The organism is uncultured Chitinophaga sp. (genome assembly GCF_902168175.1).
GTDB lineage: Bacteria > Bacteroidota > Bacteroidia > Chitinophagales > Chitinophagaceae > Chitinophaga.
The window spans coordinates 518,869-539,919 of record NZ_CABHOU010000025.1; the positions used below are offsets into that span (position 1 = coordinate 518,869).

21 protein-coding genes are annotated in these 21,051 nt (G+C 46.4%); 9 read left to right on the forward strand and 12 right to left on the reverse strand.

Annotation, left to right across the window (positions count from 1 at the left end; all coding sequences use genetic code 11):
• Positions 1-56: 56 nt before the first annotated feature.
• The 4 genes from rplD to QZT80_RS05665 all read right to left on the reverse strand — a co-directional run bounded on the left by rplD (position 57) and on the right by QZT80_RS05665 (position 3,222).
• A complete protein-coding gene (gene rplD / locus QZT80_RS05650; RefSeq protein WP_295118897.1) occupies positions 57-698 on the reverse strand; it encodes a 50S ribosomal protein L4 in 642 nt (213 codons plus the stop codon).
• 1 nt (position 699) lies between these two features.
• Positions 700-1,317: a 50S ribosomal protein L3 gene (rplC, locus tag QZT80_RS05655; RefSeq protein WP_295118900.1), complete on the reverse strand. Its 618-nt coding sequence runs from the start codon at positions 1,315-1,317 to the stop codon at positions 700-702.
• Between the two features lie 214 nt (positions 1,318-1,531).
• Positions 1,532-1,837, reverse strand: coding sequence for a 30S ribosomal protein S10 (gene rpsJ / locus QZT80_RS05660; RefSeq protein ID WP_012789286.1), 306 nt, complete (start codon positions 1,835-1,837; stop codon positions 1,532-1,534).
• A gap of 764 nt (positions 1,838-2,601) precedes the next feature.
• Positions 2,602-3,222 (reverse strand): outer membrane beta-barrel protein, encoded by a 621-nt coding sequence (locus tag QZT80_RS05665; protein WP_295118906.1) that lies wholly within the window; start codon positions 3,220-3,222, stop codon positions 2,602-2,604.
• A 342-nt stretch (positions 3,223-3,564) separates the two neighbouring features.
• Between QZT80_RS05665 and QZT80_RS05670 the strand changes: the two genes are divergently transcribed.
• On the forward strand, positions 3,565-4,692 hold the full coding sequence (locus QZT80_RS05670; protein ID WP_295118908.1) for a sorbosone dehydrogenase family protein: 1,128 nt from the start codon (positions 3,565-3,567) through the stop codon (positions 4,690-4,692).
• A 186-nt stretch (positions 4,693-4,878) separates the two neighbouring features.
• On the opposite strand, the gene QZT80_RS05675 is transcribed toward QZT80_RS05670, so the two are convergent.
• The 3 genes from QZT80_RS05675 to fusA form a co-directional block, all read right to left on the reverse strand.
• Positions 4,879-5,904 carry a hypothetical protein gene (locus QZT80_RS05675; protein ID WP_295118911.1) on the reverse strand — a complete coding sequence of 342 codons (1,026 nt, stop codon included), beginning with the start codon at positions 5,902-5,904 and terminating at the stop codon, positions 4,879-4,881.
• Between the two features lie 148 nt (positions 5,905-6,052).
• Positions 6,053-7,063 carry a hypothetical protein gene (locus QZT80_RS05680; protein WP_295118913.1) on the reverse strand — a complete coding sequence of 337 codons (1,011 nt, stop codon included), beginning with the start codon at positions 7,061-7,063 and terminating at the stop codon, positions 6,053-6,055.
• Positions 7,064-7,302: 239 nt separating this feature from the next.
• The gene (fusA, locus tag QZT80_RS05685) at positions 7,303-9,450 is read right to left on the reverse strand and encodes an elongation factor G (RefSeq protein WP_295118916.1); all 2,148 of its coding nucleotides are present in this window, start codon (positions 9,448-9,450) and stop codon (positions 7,303-7,305) included.
• A 678-nt stretch (positions 9,451-10,128) separates the two neighbouring features.
• On the opposite strand from fusA, the gene QZT80_RS05690 reads away from it, so the two are divergent.
• The 4 genes from QZT80_RS05690 to QZT80_RS05705 are packed head-to-tail and all read left to right on the forward strand — an operon-like array spanning position 10,129 to position 15,208.
• On the forward strand, positions 10,129-10,629 hold the full coding sequence (locus tag QZT80_RS05690) for a T9SS type A sorting domain-containing protein (RefSeq protein WP_295118919.1): 501 nt from the start codon (positions 10,129-10,131) through the stop codon (positions 10,627-10,629).
• 20 nt (positions 10,630-10,649) lie between these two features.
• Entirely contained in the window at positions 10,650-11,816 is a 1,167-nt protein-coding gene (porV, locus tag QZT80_RS05695; RefSeq protein WP_295118921.1) for a type IX secretion system outer membrane channel protein PorV, read from the forward strand.
• Positions 11,817-11,840: 24 nt separating this feature from the next.
• Entirely contained in the window at positions 11,841-12,257 is a 417-nt protein-coding gene (locus QZT80_RS05700; RefSeq protein ID WP_295118924.1) for a hypothetical protein, read from the forward strand.
• A 14-nt stretch (positions 12,258-12,271) separates the two neighbouring features.
• Positions 12,272-15,208 (forward strand): hypothetical protein, encoded by a 2,937-nt coding sequence (locus QZT80_RS05705; protein WP_295118927.1) that lies wholly within the window; start codon positions 12,272-12,274, stop codon positions 15,206-15,208.
• 469 nt (positions 15,209-15,677) lie between these two features.
• Here QZT80_RS05705 and rpsG read toward each other — a convergent pair whose 3' ends face one another.
• The 4 genes from rpsG to QZT80_RS05725 all read right to left on the reverse strand — a co-directional run bounded on the left by rpsG (position 15,678) and on the right by QZT80_RS05725 (position 18,204).
• On the reverse strand, positions 15,678-16,145 hold the full coding sequence (rpsG, locus tag QZT80_RS05710) for a 30S ribosomal protein S7 (RefSeq protein ID WP_295118931.1): 468 nt from the start codon (positions 16,143-16,145) through the stop codon (positions 15,678-15,680).
• 30 nt (positions 16,146-16,175) lie between these two features.
• Entirely contained in the window at positions 16,176-16,556 is a 381-nt protein-coding gene (gene rpsL / locus QZT80_RS05715; RefSeq protein ID WP_027318727.1) for a 30S ribosomal protein S12, read from the reverse strand.
• Between the two features lie 136 nt (positions 16,557-16,692).
• Positions 16,693-16,989 carry a hypothetical protein gene (locus QZT80_RS05720; protein WP_295118938.1) on the reverse strand — a complete coding sequence of 99 codons (297 nt, stop codon included), beginning with the start codon at positions 16,987-16,989 and terminating at the stop codon, positions 16,693-16,695.
• A gap of 96 nt (positions 16,990-17,085) precedes the next feature.
• Positions 17,086-18,204: a branched-chain amino acid aminotransferase gene (locus QZT80_RS05725; RefSeq protein WP_295118941.1), complete on the reverse strand. Its 1,119-nt coding sequence runs from the start codon at positions 18,202-18,204 to the stop codon at positions 17,086-17,088.
• 122 nt (positions 18,205-18,326) lie between these two features.
• On the opposite strand from QZT80_RS05725, the gene QZT80_RS05730 reads away from it, so the two are divergent.
• The 4 genes from QZT80_RS05730 to QZT80_RS05745 are packed head-to-tail and all read left to right on the forward strand — an operon-like array spanning position 18,327 to position 20,487.
• Positions 18,327-18,821 (forward strand): hypothetical protein, encoded by a 495-nt coding sequence (locus QZT80_RS05730; protein ID WP_295118944.1) that lies wholly within the window; start codon positions 18,327-18,329, stop codon positions 18,819-18,821.
• A 3-nt stretch (positions 18,822-18,824) separates the two neighbouring features.
• Positions 18,825-19,409 (forward strand): RdgB/HAM1 family non-canonical purine NTP pyrophosphatase, encoded by a 585-nt coding sequence (gene rdgB / locus QZT80_RS05735; RefSeq protein ID WP_295118946.1) that lies wholly within the window; start codon positions 18,825-18,827, stop codon positions 19,407-19,409.
• A 39-nt stretch (positions 19,410-19,448) separates the two neighbouring features.
• A complete protein-coding gene (locus QZT80_RS05740) occupies positions 19,449-19,880 on the forward strand; it encodes a thioesterase family protein (protein ID WP_295118949.1) in 432 nt (143 codons plus the stop codon).
• Between the two features lie 16 nt (positions 19,881-19,896).
• Positions 19,897-20,487 (forward strand): nitroreductase, encoded by a 591-nt coding sequence (locus QZT80_RS05745; RefSeq protein ID WP_295118952.1) that lies wholly within the window; start codon positions 19,897-19,899, stop codon positions 20,485-20,487.
• Positions 20,488-20,782: 295 nt separating this feature from the next.
• Here QZT80_RS05745 and QZT80_RS05750 read toward each other — a convergent pair whose 3' ends face one another.
• A complete protein-coding gene (locus QZT80_RS05750) occupies positions 20,783-21,037 on the reverse strand; it encodes a hypothetical protein (RefSeq protein ID WP_295118955.1) in 255 nt (84 codons plus the stop codon).
• Positions 21,038-21,051: the final 14 nt, after the last annotated feature.

The following is a 21,051-nucleotide window of genomic DNA, read 5'->3' on the forward strand; positions in this document are numbered from 1 at the left end:
TCGCTTTTCGCAGCCAGCAAGCCGGCTGCTTGTTTATTGTATAGTTTCGAATTTACTTATGCTTCTACTGTAGGCTCGTCTGTGAATATCTTCACAGCGCTCTCAGTAAATACCAGGAAATTGGTATTAACGATGTCATAAGTATTGATGTCGCTCAGTACGGTACCACCAACTGAAGGCAGGTTCCTTAAAGACAGGTAAACATTGTCATTATACTCAGGAAGAATAACCAAAGTCTTCTTGCTCTCAGTATTAATGTTCAGACCTTTAAGAATGCTCAGGAACTGCTTGGTTTTTGGAGCGTCGAAGTTCACATCTTCTACTACGATGATGCTGTTCTCTTTAGCTTTAGCAGACAGTGCAGAAATCTTAGCGAGATCTTTTACTTTCCTGTTCAGTTTGATGTCGTAACGGTGAGGTTTAGGACCGAAGATGGTACCACCGCCTTTATAGAGAGGGTTACGGATGTTACCTTTACGGGAACCACCTGTACCTTTTTGTTTGTGCAGTTTACGGGAAGCACCCTGAACTTCAGCACGGGTTTTTACCTTGTGTGTACCTTGACGCTGAGCGGCCAGATATTGTTTCACTGCCAGGTAAATCACGTGATTGTTAGGCTCCACACCGAAAATCTCCTCGGGAAGCTCTACAGACCTTCCGGTTTTCTTACCTTCTATATTTAAAATATCGATTTGCATGTTACTTCTGGATTAAAACGATTGAACCATTGTGGCCCGGAACGGAACCACTTACCAGGATATAATTCTTGTCAGGGAATACCTTCAGAACCTTAAGACCTTTAACTTTCACTCGTTCGTTACCAGTTTGGCCAGCCATACGCATGCCTTTAAATACGCGGGAAGGATAAGAAGATCCGCCTACGGAACCGGGAGCTCTGCTACGATCGTGCTGACCGTGCGTTGCTTCACCAACACCGCTAAAGCCGTGGCGTTTTACAACACCCTGGAAACCTTTACCTTTAGATGTACCTACTACATCTACTTTCTCGCCTTCAGCGAAAATCTCGACAGTGATAGTTTCTCCAAGGGCTTTTTGTACGTCTGGGTTACGGAACTCTTTTACGAATCGTTTAGGGGAGGTCTGTGCTTTCGCGAAGTGATTAGTTTCTGCTTTGGTAGCGTGTTTCTCTTTCTTGTCGCCGAATGCTACCTGGATAGCGTTGTAACCGTCTGTGCTTTCAGACTTAACCTGTGTTACAACGTTGGGACCAGCCTCGATAATGGTACAAGCTGTTTGCTTGCCATTAGCTTCGAAGATGCTGGTCATGCCAATCTTTTTGCCAATAATACCTTTCATTGATGATATATTATGCCCAGCGCCTGAGGGATGTCAAAGCTATCCTCAGGATGAGCGGTTTAAATACTCTGTTTATTGGGCGGCCACCCAGAAGGCGTGACCTAATGTCTTGATAACGTTACAAATATCTCAAGCGGACCTCTATCCCAGGATATCTGATTTACCAATTGTCTCGATGAATCGTATCCCTGGATTTGCCCGCCTGCCGATGTCCTTACGCCTTAATCTCTACTTCTACACCAGAAGGAAGGTCGAGCTTGCTCAACGCATCCACTGTCCTGGAAGAGGAAGTATAAATGTCCAACAAACGCTTGTGCGTGCAAAGCTGGAACTGTTCGCGCGCCTTTTTGTTTACGTGCGGTGAACGCAGTACCGTAAAAATTTTCTTTTCTGTAGGCAAAGGTATAGGACCTGTTACCACGGCACCCGTGTTTCGCACGGTTTTAACGATCTTCTCAGCGGATTTATCCACCAAATTATGATCGTAGGACTTCAGCTTGATTCTAATTCTCTGAGACATATGCAATGAACTTCTTCTAATTTACCCCTTACAATTTGGGACGGCAAAGGTAACCCTTTTTTTAATCAGGACAAATATTTTTGAAGGAAAATTGGGATTGACGGCAAAATAAAACGGATTTGCCTGCCAGTAGGTAACAAACTACTCTGTTAGAAGTGTGGCTAATTTACACATTTACAGTTAATTCGGCCCTTTTTGCCGGGTTTAATTATCCACAGGGCATCCTTATTTTTTTCAACATTCCTTTGTCCAAAATGGAACTGCCCCCGTAAGGAGGCAGCCCTGGCATTTGTCCGTTAATCAAGAAAGCAACCCTGTTCCTGTTGCCTTCACCCGGCTTATCGCCGGGCACTGCCAAATTAATATAGCTAATACTCAATTCCCTGTTCATTCCTGTTCATTTTACTTTTCATCTGTTCACAAGTTAAAAGCGATCCGTAAATTATACGTTAGCCTAAGATTCAATATTAAATTCCATATAATATCTTAGCCAGCATCAGCTCTCGACGCCCCGTTGGCCCCCACTCAGCCCCCAACTCGCTGTTGACAAACTAGGTTAAAATACCACCGTAGATAATCCGGATCAGGCCTACACGAACGCGGCATTACTACAGGCTTAAGAGAGGTTCCGACACCATCACAACAATACGATCCGAACCCGGTACTATTTTACCAGCCTTTATAGCGACGCTACAAACTATATCAGGAATAAAAAAGGGACCGGTACACCGGTCCCTGCTATTAAAGGTTATCTTGTTCAGGAATTACATCCTTGCTTTTTCCTCCTTGTAAATCTGCCTGGCCTTTGAAGATGGCAGGTAAATCTGGAAACCAAGGTTGAAAGCTACCTGGTGGCTGGTGGTAGAGCTACCGAAGCCCACACCAAGATTATACTTTACCAGCGCTTCCAAACCAACGTTTGGCGTAATGAAATAAGCCAGACCAGGACCAAAACCAACACCAAGACCATTAGTACTCACTGAGTTGGTTTCTACATCCTCTACCTTCGTTTTGGAGTTAGTGCCGACAAAACCTACGTTAGCTTCAAGAAAAAACTTGCTACGTTTGGAGAATTCCACGGTTTTGTCGTCTATAAAGTAACGTCCGAATGCACCCACTCCGTAATTCACCGAATTTGTTTTGGTATCGTCCACTTTTGCGTGAGAGTACCCCAGGCTCACATCGGCACCTATCGCTAATCCGTCCTTAATAAACCACCCTACTTTAGGGGAAATACCCAGGTCGAACGAATTGGAACCATCCTGGAAAGTTCCGGTTACATTAAGCAGGTTAACACCCACCATAATATTGCCTTTTTGTGTTTGGGCCATAGATACAGCGCTAAAAGATAAGAGTGCCAGGGTCAGAATGTGCAGTTTTTTCATAAAATCATGTTTTGGTTTAATTACGAATTTTATTGAAGGTTAATAAATACATTGCCTTAAATGCTTTGCATGCAGGATATCCGGGAACAATAATGATGGCAGACATACAATATTCAGTGCATCTCATGCACATACCTTAGCTAAATTCTAAATGACGGAGAAGGTTAGGGGAAAGAAAAATTTTATATAGGTGTATTGATTGCTTGCCAAACAAAACTGCTGATAATGAACATCCTAAAGATACATACAACACAATTTCTAATAAAAGGTTCGCCCAAGTATTATGCCGTTTATATCATCAGGCATAAATATTGACGTTTTATGCTCATAACCTGATCTTTTATGAAAACGACTGCATTCTCATTTCCCACAGTAATATTGCTTTGTTCAGCCATATTTCTCGCTGCCTGTGGCAAAAACAATAATGGTAATAATGATAATCCGGACGATCCGAGCTGGCCGGCAGACAGTGTGCGCACTGTAATAAGTAATCTTTCCCAGCCATGGGAAATACTGTGGGGGCCAGACGACTATATATGGACAACTGAGCGAAGTGGCCGTATTAGTCGCATAGAGCCCAAATCGGGCACTTTAAAACCGTTACTGACCATCAGTGATGTAGACCAGCAAAACGAGGGTGGCCTGCTTGGCATGACCCTTCATCCTGATTTTAAATCCAACGGATTCCTTTACGTTGTGTACAACTACAATAAAGGCGGCACTTACACAGAAAAGGTGGTACGCTATACTTATAAAGACAGCAGCCTGTCCTCTCCTGCCATAATACTTGATAATATCGCCGCATCCGGCATCCATAACGGTTCCAGGCTGGCAATTGCTGACAATAAACTCTGGATCACAACAGGCGATGCAAATACTGCAGCAAATGCTCAGAACACCGGCAACCCTAACGGTAAAGTATTAAGAATAAATTTAGATGGCAGTATCCCGGCAGATAACCCCATCGCTAACAATCCGTTGTGGAGTTATGGGCACAGAAATCCCCAGGGGCTGGTGGTAGTCAACGGTATCATCTACACTTCCGAACATGGAGCTAACATTGAAGACGAGGTAAACATCATCGAAAAACAAAGGAACTATGGCTGGCCTAACGTGGAAGGACCCTGCAATACCGACGGTGAAAATACTTTCTGCGCAGCGAATAACGTCAAAGCACCTATCTGGTCGTCTGGCACACAAGGAACATATGCGATTTCCGGAATGGACTACTACAACAATGATCGCATCTCCCAATGGAAAAATTCATTGTTGGTGACCAGCTTGAAAAATAACAGGTTATACCAGCTAAAACTAAGCGAGGACAAAAAAACAGTGACGACCACTAAAACCTACTTTAACGGAGCCTTTGGAAGGTTGCGCGACGTTTGTATTTCGCCGGCTGGCCGTGTATACATTTGCACAGGCAATGGAAATAACGACAAAATAATAGAAATCAGTAAACCAGAATAGTAACTGTTCACATATATAATCGAAGCGGGGATAGCGATCATGCCATCCCCGTTTTTTATGCGGTGTAGTCTATGTATTACGCTATCAGCTGCCCGAATACTTCATGGCATTGCACCTGACCGATTACGCATAAAAAAACAGGAGGGAAATTTCTTTCCACTCCTGTTTATGGAATGACCGGTTTGTTTATTTCTTCGTGTATTCTTCCAGCCTGGTACCCCTGGTAAGAATAATCTTATTGCCTTTCACTTCTACAGGAATGATAGCCACCTCAAGATAAGAAGTACCTGCGTCGCCATTACTATCGTATACGATGTAGATAGATTTTAAGGATTCATCGTAGTTCCAGCCACCGGTTTTAGTGAAGGTGTTGCTGTAGCTGGTAAAAGCCATAGCATCGCAGGTAGACGTTGCCCAGTTAGGCATTCTGCCACCAGTAACTTCCGTGCTTTTGAATGCGCCGCCGCTACCTAACACATACTCGAATTTATCGGTCTGGGTGATGTAGGTAGGTTTATAAATGCCATCGCACATTTGCCCATTAGGGCAAACTGTGGTCGGCTTGTTGCTAACACAATACACCATTTGCTGAATTGTATCGGCCTTGTACACATTAAATTTCCAGGCCGTATCAAAGCCTATTTTTTTTGTGCCGGACAATTGCCAGGTCCCGTTCAGGGAAGGCAGGCCTCCTGGTTGTTTAACTTCAACAATATATTTGATGGTATTGCTAACTGAACCTCCTGCACTAAATGCCGCCACGTTAACGGTAAATGTGCCAGACTTGATATTTTCCGGCAATTTGAAGATGATGGCCGAGTCGCCGGGGAAAAATTCTCCCTCCGTTTTATACTGGCCCTCCTGGGCTTTGCGTGCATTACGCGCCAGTGTGTAATCTACTTTAAAATAAGAAGAGCTGTTACCCTCAAACTGTACAAGGTAGCCCGCGGCCGAGTAAGCACCCACCGAAAACCTGGGCTTGATAATGGTATAACGGCCATCGATCGCTACCACATCACCGTCCTCTGACTGAAGTACCAATGCCTGGTCGGTAGCCGCCGGAATTGTGCCTTTAACCGTTTCACTGTAATAAACTTTAACTTTGCTGCTAAGCGCCACGCCATCCGTGGGATCTATTTCTGGTTGGTCGTCCTTACCACAGGACGTGAAGCCGGCTACTGCCAGCATAGACAACAATACGTACTTTTTCATAGGAGGATAAATAGGTTTATCACACTAAGATATACCAAATACAATTAATAAATAACATCGACATTGTGTATTAGTTATCTATTTTTAGATTACATTACCACAAATAAAAAGGCTGCCTTGCAAGGCAGCCTTTTTATTTGTGGTCGGACTATTTTTTAGTGTATTCAACCTTTTCTCCATCGTCGTAAGTGATGGTAAATTTGTTACCCTTCACCTCCAGGTTGAAAGTTTCAAAGTCCCAAAGTTCATCGTCGCTGATGTTATCGCCAATGGACAGCACTTTAGTTTTTGAATTATAACCCCATGAACCGGTTGTGTTATCTTCCTGCTTTTCTTCGAAGTATTCGGCTTTTGAGCAGGTTGATGTTTCGAAGTTTAAGTATTTGTAAATACCCAGGTATACGCTGGTGAACTTACCGGCAGCTGTAAACGTAATCTCGTCTTTAGACTGATCCCTGATAGTAGTAGCTAATTTCACTTCAGTGCAATTGGCACCAGCAGGACACATATCATAGATTTTACCATCATTGCACATCAGGTTGGTGAGTGCAGAGTCGATGAACACGTAAGTCCATTTCTTCTTTTCCGCATCATACTCACCCGATTTTTTCCAGGTACCTACCAGTGAACCCAAACCTGCAGATTTAATTACAGTAATGCATGCAGTCACTTTATTACCGATTTTACCTTCCGCATTGTAGGCAGCGTACTCTACGCAGAACTCACCATCCTGGAAGTCAGCAGGAATTTTAAGGATGATAACCGAATCTGCAGGATTTAGCGTTTCTGCTTCTTTAAACACACCAAGCTGTTTAGGAGCTTTACGGGCACCTCTTGGTTTGGTGTAATCAATTTTAAAGTAAGAGCCCGCGCCTTTAATTTGCACCAGGTAACCAGCTACATCGCCAGCTTCTACTTGTGGAACAATGATAGCATAACCGCCACCGATGGCGGCAACGTCGTCGTCGCTGGCAATCAGGGTAGGCGCGCCCGTAGTAACGTCAGGCAATGAACCTTTTACCGTTTCACCATAATAAACTTTTACATTAGCCGCAACCGCATCCGGGTTGGCAGGATTAGTTCCGGATTCTTTGTCGTCTTTACCACAAGACATAAATGCAGCGATAGCCAGCATAGAGAGCAGCAGGTACTTTTTCATAGGAGGTTTGATTAATTAGTGAATATTATATAAAATTTCAGGCGGGGGTTTATACCACCAGTATTAGCAATCGGGTTATTCAGGTTTGCACTTCGCTCATTGCACGCTACAAAGATATTATAACAATCAACAAATTCAATTATTTAATAATCTTTATTAAATTACTTAATAAGGACTAAACACAAAAAGGCCTCGCTTTTAACAGCGAGGCCTTTTATATTGAAAGATCAATAGTCGAATTAGTCGGCTTTCACTTTACCTTTTACTTTCGCGATCACTTCTTCAGCGATGTTGTTAGGAGCAGGTGAGTAGTGAGAGAACTCCATGATAGAAGTTGCACGGCCAGAAGACAGTGAACGGAGCTGCGTAACGTAACCGAACATTTCGCTCAACGGTACTTTAGCTTTGATCACCTGTGCGTTGTTTTTAGATTCCATACCTTCCAGCATACCACGACGGCGGTTCAGGTCACCTGTAACATCACCCATGTACTGGTCTGGAGTGGTAACTTCAACTTTCATGATAGGCTCGAGCAATACCGGCTTAGCTTTACGGCCAGCTTCGCGGAACGCGGATTTGGCGCAAAGTTCGAAGGACATTGCATCGGAATCCACCTGGTGGAAGGAACCGTCAAACAAACGAACTTTCAGGTTATCCAGTGGGTAGTTAGCGAGTACACCATTTGACATGGAAGCCTCGAAACCTTTCTGGATAGCAGGAATGAACTCTTTAGGGATAGAACCACCAAAGATATCATTAATGAACTGGAAGTGTTTGCCATCGTTTTCTTTCAGCCATTCAACATCAGCAGGTCCGATCTCGATCTGGATGTCGGCGAATTTACCGCGACCACCTGTTTGTTTCTTGAACACTTCGCGGTGTTCGAGTTTCTGGGTGAATGCTTCTTTGTAAGCTACCTGAGGGTTACCCTGGTTAACTTCCACTTTGAATTCGCGTTTCATACGATCGATGATGATCTCGAGGTGAAGCTCACCCATACCGCTAAGTACAGTCTGACCTGTTTCTTCGTCGGTTTTAACTTTCAGGGTAGGATCTTCCTCTACGAGTTTGGCGATAGCCATACCCATTTTATCAACGTCTGCCTGAGTTTTAGGCTCGATCGCAACAGCGATTACCGGCTCAGGGAAGGTCATTGATTCCAGGACTATTGGTGATTTTTCATCACACAGGGTATCACCTGTTTTGATATCTTTAAAACCAACAGCAGCTCCGATATCACCAGCTTCGATGAAATCGATAGGGTTCTGCTTGTTAGCGTGCATCTGCATGATACGGCTGATACGCTCGTTTTTGCCTGTACGTGTATTGAGTACGTAAGAGCCAGCGTCCAGACGGCCAGAATAAGCCCTGAAGAATGCCAGACGGCCTACGAATGGATCGGTAGCGATCTTGAAAGCCAATGCAGCGAAAGGTTCTTTTGCATCAGGCCTACGGATGATCTCTTCGCCATTATCAGGGTTAGTACCTGTTACGGCTTCGATATCCATTGGAGAAGGCAGGTAGCGACAAACGGCATCCAGCATTTTCTGTACACCTTTGTTTTTGAAGGAAGAACCGCACATCATCGGGATGATCGCCATATCGATGGTAGCTTTACGGATCGCTTCGTGAATTTCGGCCTCAGAGATAGAGTTTGGATCGTCGAAGAATTTCTCGAGCAGTTTGTCATCGTAGTCAGCAACAGCCTCAACGAGTTTAGCTCTCCATTCGTTCGCTTCTTCCACCATATCAGCCGGAATGTCGATTTCCTGGTAAGTAGCACCTTTACCTTCTTCGTCCCAGATAATACCTTTCATGGTAATCAGATCGATTACACCTTTGAAAGTATCTTCCGCGCCGATAGGCAGGGTTAATGGAACTGGATTAGCACCCAGCATTTCCCTGATCTGTTTTACCACGTTCAGGAAGTCTGCACCGGAGCGGTCCATTTTGTTAACGAAACCGATACGGGGTACACGGTAGCGGTTAGCCTGGCGCCAAACGGTTTCAGACTGTGGTTCAACGCCTGATACAGCGCAGAACAATGCTACGAGACCATCCAGTACACGCAGTGAACGTTCAACTTCTACAGTGAAGTCCACGTGACCGGGAGTATCGATGATGTTAAATTTATATTGTTTACTATCTGGCGTAGCTGCACCCTGTTGGGTAGGGAAGTTCCAAAAACAGGTAGTCGCAGCGGATGTGATGGTAATACCTCTCTCCTGCTCTTGCGCCATCCAGTCCATGGTAGCTGCACCTTCGTGAACCTCACCTATTTTGTGGGTTTTACCTGTATAATACAGGATACGCTCTGTGGTAGTGGTTTTACCGGCATCGATGTGCGCCGCAATACCAAAGTTTCTTTGAAATCTTAAGTCTGCCATAAAATTAAAATGCTAAAAATAATGCAATTCAGGGCGCAAAGGTAAACTATTTTTAACAATAAATAAAGTAGTTATCCTTTGTCGAATTGTTAATTCGGTGCCATTTTTCAGGGCATGGGAAAGCCCTGTCATATTAAAAAAATATAATTGAGTAAGTGGTGCGGAATTTCCAGTAAAATGACAAAAAAAGCCGGGAATTAAAAAAAAACCGCCATTCGCCAATCTAAAATGGTGACTTTTATCGAAAGTATTAATTTTATTCAAGGTAATAGGCTCCGCAGCAATCAGAAACCCGTGTAGTAGCGAAGCGAGCAATGCCCCAAAGAACCATATAAGATGTGAGGAACATAGATTAGCAGCAGCATCCTCATATCAAAAATACACAGCACTCCATATTAAGGATTCTTTTAACAAGTTCTTGTTGAACCAGGAAAAATATTGCCCACACTTTTGGGAGTGGGTAGTCAGTAGTATTTGCAACCATAAAAACCGAAAACACATGAAACCACATCTACTTTCCACTTTCTGTGTGCGTAAGCCACCCCCGCAATAAGATAATCGCATCTTCTTAAGGCATTGCCCATCCATTGCCAACACGGCCTGCTAAAGGCGGTAATGGCATTGCTATGCCCCAAAGATGTTGTCACCCGTTTCTACATCCCAATTAATTCAATCATCATGAAAACAACCTTTACGAGGTATTTACTCTTTCTGGGCTTTGCGGTGGCGCTAAGCCTGCCGGCCAGGTCGCAGATTCTCGTGCGCCAGGTTACGGCCACCGCAGGCGGCAGCGGAGCGGTCAATGGTGTGTCGTTCGAATACACTGTAGGCGAAGCTGTAATCTCCACATTGTCGGGCGGCGAGATGTTGACCCAGGGCTTCCATCAGCCAGAGGTTATTCCCCATCCCGGTCAGGGCGTAAACCCGCTGATCAACGCGATCATATTTCCCAACCCGGCCGTAGCTAATGTTAATATACGGTTCGACCTGCTGGACAACGCCAATGTGCAGATGCTGTTTATCAATGCAGCCGGCCAGGTAGTGTACCAGGAAGCCCGGAAATACGCGCCAGGGAAAATCACCATGACCCTGCCGGTCAATCGCTTCGCAGCCGGTATTTACACGGTCCTGATAAAAGCAAACGGTCACGTGTTTATGGACAAGCTGATCGTCCAGTAAATTATCTCAAACAAAAGAGCATGAAAAAGTACATCATACCCTTAGTGCTAAGCTGCTGCATTTTAGGAGCGTGGCAGGCTTCAGCACAAAAACAGCAGCAGAAGCCCCCCAGTGTGGGCGCCTCTTTCCTGCAAATTAATCCGGACGCCCGCAGCAGTGGCGTTGGCGATGCACCCACCGGAATGGAGCCCGACGCCAATGCGCTGTTTCATAATGCCGCCAAAATTGTGTTCGCCGGCGATTGGGGCGTAAGCGCCTCCTACTCCCCCTGGATGTGGGAAATGAACACCGGCAGCTCCAATACTGCCATGGCTTACATTTCAGGGTTTAAAAACTTTGGCGATAAGGAAGGGGTTGGCATGTCTGTAAAGTACTTCCACCATGGCGAAGTGACTTTCCGCGACGATAATGGCAACGAAATGCAAAAGTATAAGCCAAAAGAGTTTTCCATTGATGCGAGCTATGCGCGGAAATTGGGAAACAACCTGGCACTGGCCGTATCGTTACGCTACATTCGCAGCGACCTTGGCAGTGGTACTTTTAACGGCCTTGAGCAAAAACCGGCACAGGCAGGTGCAGGCGACATTGGCCTGTATTACCAAAGCCATGCAAACCATATCGACTTCGATAACCGGTATTGCTGGGGCGTAAGTTTTACCAACATTGGCAACAAACTGAAGTACACCGACGATGCACAGCGTAAAACATTCCTCCCTATGAACCTCCGGATTGGCGGTGGCTATAGTTTCGTACACACCACTGATCACATGTTCACCCTTTCGGCTGAAGTCAACAAACTGTTAGTGCCTACTCCTCCGATTTATGTGGAAGATATTAACGGTGTGCCTACCAGCGAAATCGAAAAGGGTAAAGATCCGGACCGTGGTATAGCTGAAGCGCTTTTTTCTTCTCTGTGGGACGCACCTGGCGGATTTAGCGAAGAAATACGCGAATTCACGGCCTCAGGAGGAATAGAATATGCTTACCAGCGGCAGTTTTTTGTTCGTGCAGGCTATTTCCGGGAGCATCCTAACAAAGGTCACCGGCAACATGCAGCGGCAGGCATTGGGGTAAAAATTAAAGCCATCCAACTCGATATGGCTTACATCATGCCGACAGACGCCAGCCTGTACCGTCGGAAAACGCTGAAATTCACCCTGCTTTATAACCTTTCTCCAGAAAAATAATTTACTAACCTGAAATAACACCATATGAAAATTTTAATACTGCTCATCGGCATGTTAACCATCGGCGCACTGGGAGTTAACGCCCAGGAAAATAACGGAGGTGGTGCCAAATCAACCAAATACCGGTTATTTCCAGACTTCGATAAAGATGTTAAAAAGGTGAATGCTACGGAAGATAAAAATGCCCGCAGAGCAGCCCCACAAAACACCACATCGACCAGGGAACAGATTTTTAAGGACTATAAAAAGCAGCCTGCTGCGCGTTCAGCGAAACCATCTGCCCTAAAAACGGGTGGCGCAAAACTTTCGTCGGATAGTAAAGCAGAACCTGCACCTGCAAAGGAAGAAGTGAAAAAACCTGAAATTCCACTGCAGGAAGGCCAGGAGCCAAAAGAAAAACCTGTTACCACGCCCAAAACAACTCCGCTCTCAAAACAGTAAAACCAGCACCTAACATGAAAAAATTACTATATACTACTTTCTTTTTGTTCCTTGCTCTTTATGCTACTGCTCAAAGCGGGCTTACGGGCACCAACTACCAGGCGGTAGCGCGGAACTCGAATGGTACCGTTTACGCTAACCAGGCAGTAAACGTACGTTTCTCCATCCTGGGTGGCTCCAATGCCGGCCCGGTACAATACCAGGAAACACATGCCGCTAACACTAACCAGCTTGGCCTGTTCAACCTGCAAATCGGTAAAGGTACTCCGGTAACCGGCACGTTTGCGGGCGTTCCCTGGGCCAATGCCAACCAATTTCTTAAGGTGGAAGTAAGCCTGAATGGCGGTGGCAGTTATACCGAATTAGGTACTTCCCAACTGATGACAGTGCCATTCGCCCTGTTCGCCGCAAGCGGTAACCCTGGCCCACAAGGGCCACAAGGTGTTCCGGGCGTTGCAGGCCCTGCGGGTCCCGTAGGTGCTGCTGGCCCTGTTGGTCCTGTAGGCCCGGCTGGTCCCGCCGGCCTTAACGGTGTAAATGGCGCCATAGGCCCTGTTGGCCCTGCCGGTCCGGCAGGTGTTGCTGGGCCCGTTGGCGCAATTGGTCCTGTCGGTCCTGCAGGCCCAGTAGGCCCTGCCGGTCCCCAGGGCCCTCCGGGTGATCTTAATGCAGCTCCTGCAAGCGGGGACCTCAGCGGCAACTATCCTGGTCCTACAGTGGCGAAACTGCAGGGACAAACCCTGAGCGGTGTTGTACCTATATTGGACCAGGTGTTGAAGTTTAATGGCACCGAATGGGTTCCGTCTACGTTATCTGCAGGCCTTACCCTTCCGTTCGTTGCCAATGAGAATAACGCCAACACACTCTTTTCCATCAACAATGCAGGCGACGGCACTTCTATAGAGGGTACTAATAGCACCACTACTTCAAGCATAGCAGCCGTGCGTGGTATCGTCACCAGTACTGCTCCGGGTGGCTTCTCGTCTGCAGTACGTGGCATTAATAATGGTACCGGCGGACTGGGAATTGGTATTTGGGGCAGCCAGGCAGGCAGCGGATGGGGTGTTTATGGTGTTACGCCTAACGGCCTCGGCGTTTATGGTAACTCCAGCGCAGGCGGTACTGGTGTGTATGCAAATAGTAATAGCGGAACGGGGCTTACTGCTACCAGCAACAACGGTATTGCCGCCAGCATTTCCATCTTTAACAATGCAAACAACAGTAATGTACTAAATGCAAATACCCTCGGTAATGGTACAGTAATAAACGTCACCTCATCCGGTAACGGAGCTGGTGTGTTTTCCTCTACCGGCGCAGGTTTCGCGGTGCATGGTGTTACAAGTGAGCAAACAAGTGCAGGTGTTATTGCTGATAATAATGGCGCGGGTGAAGCCGTGGTTGGCCGTACTACATCCGATATTGCGGGTGCGGTAGTGGGGCGTAACGACGGTGGCGGTTATGGTGTGAGAGGTTTTATCTCTACCAACACCACCGGCACCGCCATAGGCGTTTTTGGACAGGTAGGTCAAAATAGCAGTAAGGGCCGGGCAGGTAGATTCGTAAACCTGAACCAAAGTAACGAACTCGGCAACACGCTTGAGGTAGAAACTAATAGTAACGGTAATATTCCCGACAATACCCAGGGCAATGCTGCATCTTTCCTGGTAGACAACACTAACAGTGTTGCAGCAGGCGTACGTTCTGAAGTAAATACCATTTTCGGCAACTTCGGTGCCGCAGGTATATTCGGCATAGCTTCAGGCACAGGTGGTTTCGCCGGCCTTTTCCACTCTTCAAACCCAACAGGTAATGGCCGTGCGCTGGTTGCGATTTCAGACGGTAATGGTAATGCTATTACTGCCAACTCCGCTAACAGCGGGAACGCGGTAGAGGCGAATATAGACGGTGATGGTACCGCAGTATATGGCTGGGTACCAACCTTCGCCGAAGGCCGTGCAGCGAGGTTCGAACACTTTAACGACGACAATGAAAATGCCGTAGTAACTGTAAAAACAGTGGGTAACGGTATAGGCGGCGATTTCAAGGTAGACCGCACCACCGGTACTTCTCCTGCAGTGAAAGGAGAGGTTAACTCCATATTCGCCAACTTTGGTACTGCCGGTGTTTACGGGCTGTCATCAGGTACAGGTGGGTATGCCGGCTTATTCTACTCTTCTAATGCGGGAGGCAACGGCCCCGCAGTACTGGCGCTTACAGAAGGCGCTGGTAACGGCATTACCGCCAATGCAGGTGGTAATGGCGATGGAATTGAAGCTAGTTGTGACGGCAATGGCAACGCAGTATCTGGCTTCGTCCCGAACTTTGGTACTGGCAGAGCCGGAAGGTTCGCCAACTTCAATAACGCCAACGCACAACCTGTTGTACATGTCACCACTACCGGCACCGGTTCAACCCTGCTCATCAACCACACGGGCCCAAGCGGTAACCTGGCCGTTTTCCAAAGCGCTGGTGCCAACGTTGCCCGCATTAACAAAGCCGGCATGGGCTTCTTTAACGGAGGCACCCAGAACTCAGGTGCGGACGTTGCCGAGGCGTTTGACGTAAGCGGCAGCATCAGCAACTACGAACCTGGGGATGTACTGGTGATCGCTACCAGCGAAGACAGGATGGTGGAAAAATCCTCTGAGCCTTACTCTACACTCGTAGCGGGCGTATATGCTACTAAACCGGGTGTACTCTTAACAGAAGAAGAAATCGATACCGATATTTCCGATAAAGCCCCAATGGGTGTTGTAGGTGTAATCCCTACTAAAGTTTGCCTCGAAGGCGGCCCTATCAAACGCGGCGACATGCTGGTTACTTCCAGCAAAGCAGGTTACGCGATGAAGGCCGATCCAGAGAAAGTAAAACCCGGCCAGGTAATCGGTAAAGCACTGCAGCAGCATCTTTCCGGCGAAGGGAAAATCAAAGTACTGGTAAACGTGAAGTAACTTTTGCGGTATAAGTAATGTGCTGCGCGACAAAGTTCGCAGTACAGTTAGAAGTTTAATTATGGTTGTAACTTAGCGAAGCCCGCTTTCCAGCGGGCTTCTGCTATTATAGTAAGGCAAGGTTTGATTAAAACCGGTAATTTGTGTCACTTAAAACTATACCATGATCCCGGATGATCTGCACATTTGCCTCGCATGTATCGATCTTTAAGGCTCCCTGCAAGAGGGAACTGGTTGTTCTCAGTAAACAATTGAGAGCCAGGCAGGAAACAAACAGGCAATAGTCTTTCCAAGCGACGGACGCCTGGTACGCTGGCAAAATAGCAGAACTGGCAATGAGTGAAGCAAGAACAGCTAACAGGGTAGTTCTGAGCGGTTGGGGTCTTATGATTACCTAAAATAAAACGGCAAACGCTCCAATAAAGAACGTTTGCCGCAATTATATGCTGTAGGGCCTAAACCCTTTCTACTATATTCTGAAGTGAGAGAATGCTTTGTTAGCTTCAGCCATACGGTGAGTATCTTCTTTCTTTTTGAAAGCAGCACCTTCACCTTTGCTTGCAGCTACGATCTCGTTAGCAAGTTTCTCAGCCATGCTCTTACCATTTCTTTCGCCAGCGAAACGGATCAACCATTTCATGGAGAGAGAAATTTTCCTGTCTGCACGAACTTCGGCAGGGATCTGGAAAGTAGCACCACCGATACGACGGCTTCTTACTTCTACAGCAGGCGTTACATTAGATAAAGCCCTTTTCCATATTTCGTAGCCATTTTCGTTAGTAGTTTGGCTAACACGGTCGATCGCATCGTAGAAAATCCTGTAAGCGATGGATTTTTTACCTTGTTCCATGATGTTGTTCACGAAACGGGTTACTTGTTTGTCGCCAAATTTAGGATCTGGAGCCAGCGGTAATTTTTTCGCAGCTTGCTTTCTCATTTATTGAAAAATTTCAACTAGTTATTATAATTATTTTTTAGCCTTTTCCTTCTTAGTACCATACTTAGAACGGCTCTGCTTCCTGTCTTTCACACCAGCGGTATCAAGTGAACCACGTACGATGTGATAACGTACACCCGGAAGGTCTTTTACCCTACCACCACGGATCAGTACGATGGAGTGCTCCTGCAGGTTGTGACCTTCACCAGGGATGTAGGCAATCACCTCAATCTTGTTGGTCAAACGAACCTTGGCCACCTTACGCAAAGCGGAGTTAGGCTTCTTAGGCGTGGTAGTGTACACACGAGTACATACCCCACGGCGCTGAGGACAGGCATCCAACGCTCTGGACTTGGATTTGGCCCGGATAATTTCTCTTCCTTTTCTTACTAATTGTTGTATAGTAGGCATTCTTACCTATGTTTTTTTTCGTCTGTTTACAATTACGTCCAAATTCCCCACATGGAGATTTTGGGAGGGCAAAGGTATGACTATATGTTTATAAATACAAATTGTTCGCTAATATTTTTAAAATCCCGGGGAATTATCAGGCCCTTCCATTCAGTAACTCGGTTACTATCTGCTCCCATTCCTCGTTCAGGCTGGCCTTTGGGGTATTTCTCCCGGCCCTGGCATACCAATAATCAGCATTACCCAGGTCACCTTCTTTACGATGCAGGTACGCATGTATATACGAACCTGTACTTCCTGCTATGTTCTGGGCTATGTCGTGTGCCATCTCCCAATCCCCTTTCCCATCCCACCACATAGCGGTGAGCGCCGGCTTTATGCCGTACGGCGGTTCGGAGGACTGCAAAGATGCGATAAATTCCGGTAAAGTCATGAGCGAAAGATAGGAAGTTTCCTGTTTTCAGAGAAAAAAGAAGGCCAGGCATTGCTGCCCGGCCTCTTTATAGCTAAAACACATAACACTTTCGACTTAAATATGGTAGTTCCAGCCCCTGGTATCTTCGGATTTACCGGTACGGATCGCATCCAGGCGGTTAATTACCTCTGCTCCTACCTTATAATTGGCGGTGTCCAGGCGGAGGCTCTTCTCCTTGAAGTCCAGCTGCTCCACATAAGCCACGCTTGATGCGGTGCCGGTGCCGAACACTTCTTTAAGGGTACCGTCCTCGTAAGCTGCCACTACCTCTTCTATAGATATAGGACGTTCCTCCACGGTAAGACCCATATCTTTTAATATATCCATTACACTGGCCCGGGTTACACCTGCCAAAATGGTACCCTGCGACAGATCTGGGGTAATGGCGGTGTTGCCGATAATAGTAAATACGTTCATGGTGCCACATTCCTGCAGGTACTTATGCTCGTAACCATCTACCCAAAGTATCTGGTCGTACCCCTGTTTGCGGGCCTGCATGGTTGGCTGCATCGTACCGCCGTAGTTACCGGCCGCTTTAGCATAACCTACCCCACCCGGGAAAGCGCGCACATATTTATCCTGCACTAACAGTTTAATGGGCTTATTGAAATAAGGCCCCGAAGGGGAGTTGATGATCATGAACCGGTACGTTTCTGAAGGACGTACGCCGATAAACTCATCGGCCGCGATCATAAACGGACGCAGGTAGAAAGAGCACCCCTCGTTGGAAGGTACCCAGTCGCGGTCCAGGTCGATCAGCATGGCCATACCACCAATAAATAACCACTCAGGCACGTCGGGCATGCCCATCCTGTCTGCCGATATATTAAAACGTTTGTAATTGTCGTATGGACGGAAGATCATCGGGTTACCCTCCTGATCTTTATAAGCCTTGATGCCTTCAAAAATAGCCTGCCCGTAATGCCAGGCTGCATTAGAAGGACTCACAGAAATATGCGAAAAAGGCAGAATTTGCGCATCATGCCATTCTTTTCCGTCGAAATCGGCCACCAGCATATGATCGGCATATTTTTTACCGAATACGAGGTTATTGAAATCTACTTCGCCAATACGGCTCTGCGTAGTTTTAGTAACTTTAATCTTCTTTAAAGCTTCTTCCATTGGATTATTTGAAAGTAAATCATGACCCACGGGATAATCTGCAATCATCATGGTTTATCGGTTTTATCTCAATATTTTTACACTTTCCGGATCATTTACCCGTCGAATGATCTGCAAATAAACTGATTTTTCCCCAAGCGGGGATGGTCGCATAAATCTTTAATAATATATATATGAGCCTTTCAGCAGTGCAACTGGACCCGTACTTACTGGCTAAGATGTATACCCAGCCTATTATTCCGGAAGAAAAGCAGGCAGGGCCGGTGGTACAAAAAGAGCTGCCTAAAGTCAAATATTTAGGCGAAAATCAAAAAAACATACTGCTACTCATACAAAACGAAAATGAAGCGTATTTAAATGAAGAATCATTCAATCTGCTTACGAATATATTAAACGCCTGTAAACTGGGCATGCAGGATGTAGCACTCGCAAATGTAGCCCATTACACTGCGTTAACACTGGCAGACTGGCAAAAGGTGGTGAACTTCCAGCGTGTGGTTATATTCGGCATTGCGCCCGACCAGCTTGCCGTGGAAGCACCGGTTTACCAACTGGTGACTATCAATAATGTTACCGCCATCTTCTCCCACGACCTTACCTTCATTGGTTCCGACAAAACCCTGAAAGGCAGGTTATGGATGGGACTTCAAAAATTATTTAATTTATAAGGAATGGTTTTAGTTTTTGCGACGAACAACGATAATAAGGTAAAAGAGGTACGCGCCATGTTAGGCAATGCCTTCGAGATCATCACATTGAAAGAATCGGGCATCGATATCGACATACCCGAACCGCATGACACCCTGGAAGATAATGCCCGCGAGAAATCGACGGTTATATATAATATGACAGGCAAAAACTGTTTTTCGGAAGATACCGGCCTGGAGATAGACGCCCTGAACGGAGAACCTGGTGTGTTATCGGCCCGTTATGCGGGCGAGCAGAAGGAAGCGGCAGACAATATCGTGAAGGTGCTGACTAACCTACAGTCACAACCCAACCGTAAGGCACAGTTCCGTACTGTTATTTCATTACGGTTAGGCGAGCAGGAACACCAGTTCGAAGGCATTTGCGAAGGGGAAATACTCGAAAGCACAACAGGTGTAAAGGGTTTTGGTTACGATCCCATCTTTAAACCATCCGGTGCCGACCGCTCCTTCGCGCAAATGGAAATGAGCGAAAAGAACAGTTACAGTCACCGCGCAAAAGCCTTTTCAAAACTGGTAGCTTTCCTGAAGGAGCAGCAGCCTGCCTGAAATATCCCTCCCGTTTTATCGTCTACATTTTAAATATACATGGCCAGAGTTAAGATCAGCTTACCGGAACAGTTTAAATTTTCTACACAAATACCCATCCGCATACAGGATGTGAATTATGGCGGCCATGTTGGCAACGACGCTATTCTTTCGATTATGCACGAAGCCCGCCTGCAGTTCTTAAACAGCATTGGCTGTACCGAACTGGATGCTTACGGGGTAGGCATGATCATGTCGGACGTAGCGATCGTATATAAAGGAGAAGGGTTCAGGGGCGATGTGTTCGTGGTGGAAGTAACTGCCGACGAGCTATCTCCCTTTGGATTTGAGTTGCTGTACCGCCTGAGTACGGAGCGTGAAGGTAAAAAATTGCCTATCGCCGAGGGCAAAACGGGCATGATCTGTTTTGATTACAGTCAGCGTAAAGTGGCCCGCATGCCCGACATATTGCAAGAAAAATTGATTGGATAAACGAGAAACGCATAAGATGACAACATTTACAGAACAACCTGCTTACCTGAAGCACGTAATTACACACCGCCGTACGGTGAAACCAGAAAGAATGAATGGCCAGCAGATTCCTGACGAACAGGTACAGGAACTATTGCAACTGGCCGACTGGGCGCCAACCCACGCTTATACAGAGCCCTGGTTCTTTTTTGTGTACGCTGGCGAAAAGGTGAAACAATTTTGCCAGGACCATGCAGAACTTTATAAGAAAGTACGCGGCGAAGCTTATATCCCTGGTACTTATGACAAACTGGCCACGATGGGCGATAAGGCTTCGCATGTCATTATCTCGGTAATGAAACGCGGTACCAACCCGAACATCCCCGAGCTGGAAGAGATTGCCTCTGCTGCTGCCGCTACCCAAAACCTGTTGCTGGGTGCTGCCGCTGATGGCATTTCCGCTTACTGGGGTTCCGGTGGTATGGCCTATAACCCTGCCATGAAGGAGTTCCTGGGCCTGCGTGAAGAAGACAAAGTGCTGGGTGTTATCTACCTGGGCTACTCCGACGTTACGCTCGCTCCCGGTAAAAGGACAAAGCCGTTGGAAGAGAAAGTAAAGTGGATGTAACTGAACACTAACATCATTGCCGGGCATAAACACTGTTTTGTGCCCGGTTTTTATTTATGGAACAGGCATTACTCCCCTATTGAGCCCCCGTTGTGTCACTCCCTTCAACCACAACAAAAAACTGAACAAATGGTAATACACCATCACTCTCCCCCTTATCTTCCCATTTACCCTTCCATACGACAGGATTAAGCATAGTGGCTAGTTCCCTTCAGGACCCTTTAGCGATCCTGTACAGGATGGATATAGGCACCCCGGGGGATGTTTGATACTATCTTTAACAACCCATAGGCTGTTAACTTCCTGTATCATGGGGAGGCACATCTGCTAAAGGAGCCTCCTTCTTCACCTTATTTCTCTCAAAGAAACCTTCCTTTTCAAGGCGGGCAATCGTTTCCCGGTGAAAATCCTGAGGATCTAACACAAGGCCGAACCAATCGTGCCAGCCTTCGGGACGGCTGGGTATAATAGTTGCCGGATCTATACCAGGCAGATCGGGCAATGGCTTGGGATGATACTTGTAAAACCGTTTGATGAATTTTGTAAACATAACATCCTATTTAT

Excerpts from the sequence above, each read along its gene's own strand:
- rpsJ (WP_012789286.1), bottom strand. The coding sequence starts at position 1,837 with ATGTCTCAGAGAATTAGAATCAAGCTGAAGTCCTACGATCATAATTTG.
- rplC (WP_295118900.1), bottom strand. The coding sequence starts at position 1,317 with ATGAAAGGTATTATTGGCAAAAAGATTGGCATGACCAGCATCTTCGAA.
- QZT80_RS05740 (WP_295118949.1), top strand. The coding sequence starts at position 19,449 with ATGGCCAGAGTTAAGATCAGCTTACCGGAACAGTTTAAATTTTCTACA.
- porV (WP_295118921.1), top strand. The coding sequence starts at position 10,650 with ATGAAAAAGTACATCATACCCTTAGTGCTAAGCTGCTGCATTTTAGGA.
- QZT80_RS05675 (WP_295118911.1), bottom strand. The coding sequence starts at position 5,904 with ATGAAAAAGTACGTATTGTTGTCTATGCTGGCAGTAGCCGGCTTCACG.
- QZT80_RS05680 (WP_295118913.1), bottom strand. The coding sequence starts at position 7,063 with ATGAAAAAGTACCTGCTGCTCTCTATGCTGGCTATCGCTGCATTTATG.
- QZT80_RS05725 (WP_295118941.1), bottom strand. The coding sequence starts at position 18,204 with ATGATGATTGCAGATTATCCCGTGGGTCATGATTTACTTTCAAATAAT.
- fusA (WP_295118916.1), bottom strand. The coding sequence starts at position 9,450 with ATGGCAGACTTAAGATTTCAAAGAAACTTTGGTATTGCGGCGCACATC.
- QZT80_RS05730 (WP_295118944.1), top strand. The coding sequence starts at position 18,327 with ATGAGCCTTTCAGCAGTGCAACTGGACCCGTACTTACTGGCTAAGATG.
- rdgB (WP_295118946.1), top strand. The coding sequence starts at position 18,825 with ATGGTTTTAGTTTTTGCGACGAACAACGATAATAAGGTAAAAGAGGTA.
- QZT80_RS05745 (WP_295118952.1), top strand. The coding sequence starts at position 19,897 with ATGACAACATTTACAGAACAACCTGCTTACCTGAAGCACGTAATTACA.
- rpsL (WP_027318727.1), bottom strand. The coding sequence starts at position 16,556 with ATGCCTACTATACAACAATTAGTAAGAAAAGGAAGAGAAATTATCCGG.
- QZT80_RS05670 (WP_295118908.1), top strand. The coding sequence starts at position 3,565 with ATGAAAACGACTGCATTCTCATTTCCCACAGTAATATTGCTTTGTTCA.
- rpsG (WP_295118931.1), bottom strand. The coding sequence starts at position 16,145 with ATGAGAAAGCAAGCTGCGAAAAAATTACCGCTGGCTCCAGATCCTAAA.
- QZT80_RS05700 (WP_295118924.1), top strand. The coding sequence starts at position 11,841 with ATGAAAATTTTAATACTGCTCATCGGCATGTTAACCATCGGCGCACTG.
- QZT80_RS05720 (WP_295118938.1), bottom strand. The coding sequence starts at position 16,989 with ATGACTTTACCGGAATTTATCGCATCTTTGCAGTCCTCCGAACCGCCG.
- QZT80_RS05665 (WP_295118906.1), bottom strand. The coding sequence starts at position 3,222 with ATGAAAAAACTGCACATTCTGACCCTGGCACTCTTATCTTTTAGCGCT.
- QZT80_RS05750 (WP_295118955.1), bottom strand. The coding sequence starts at position 21,037 with ATGTTTACAAAATTCATCAAACGGTTTTACAAGTATCATCCCAAGCCA.
- QZT80_RS05705 (WP_295118927.1), top strand. The coding sequence starts at position 12,272 with ATGAAAAAATTACTATATACTACTTTCTTTTTGTTCCTTGCTCTTTAT.
- QZT80_RS05690 (WP_295118919.1), top strand. The coding sequence starts at position 10,129 with ATGAAAACAACCTTTACGAGGTATTTACTCTTTCTGGGCTTTGCGGTG.
- rplD (WP_295118897.1), bottom strand. The coding sequence starts at position 698 with ATGCAAATCGATATTTTAAATATAGAAGGTAAGAAAACCGGAAGGTCT.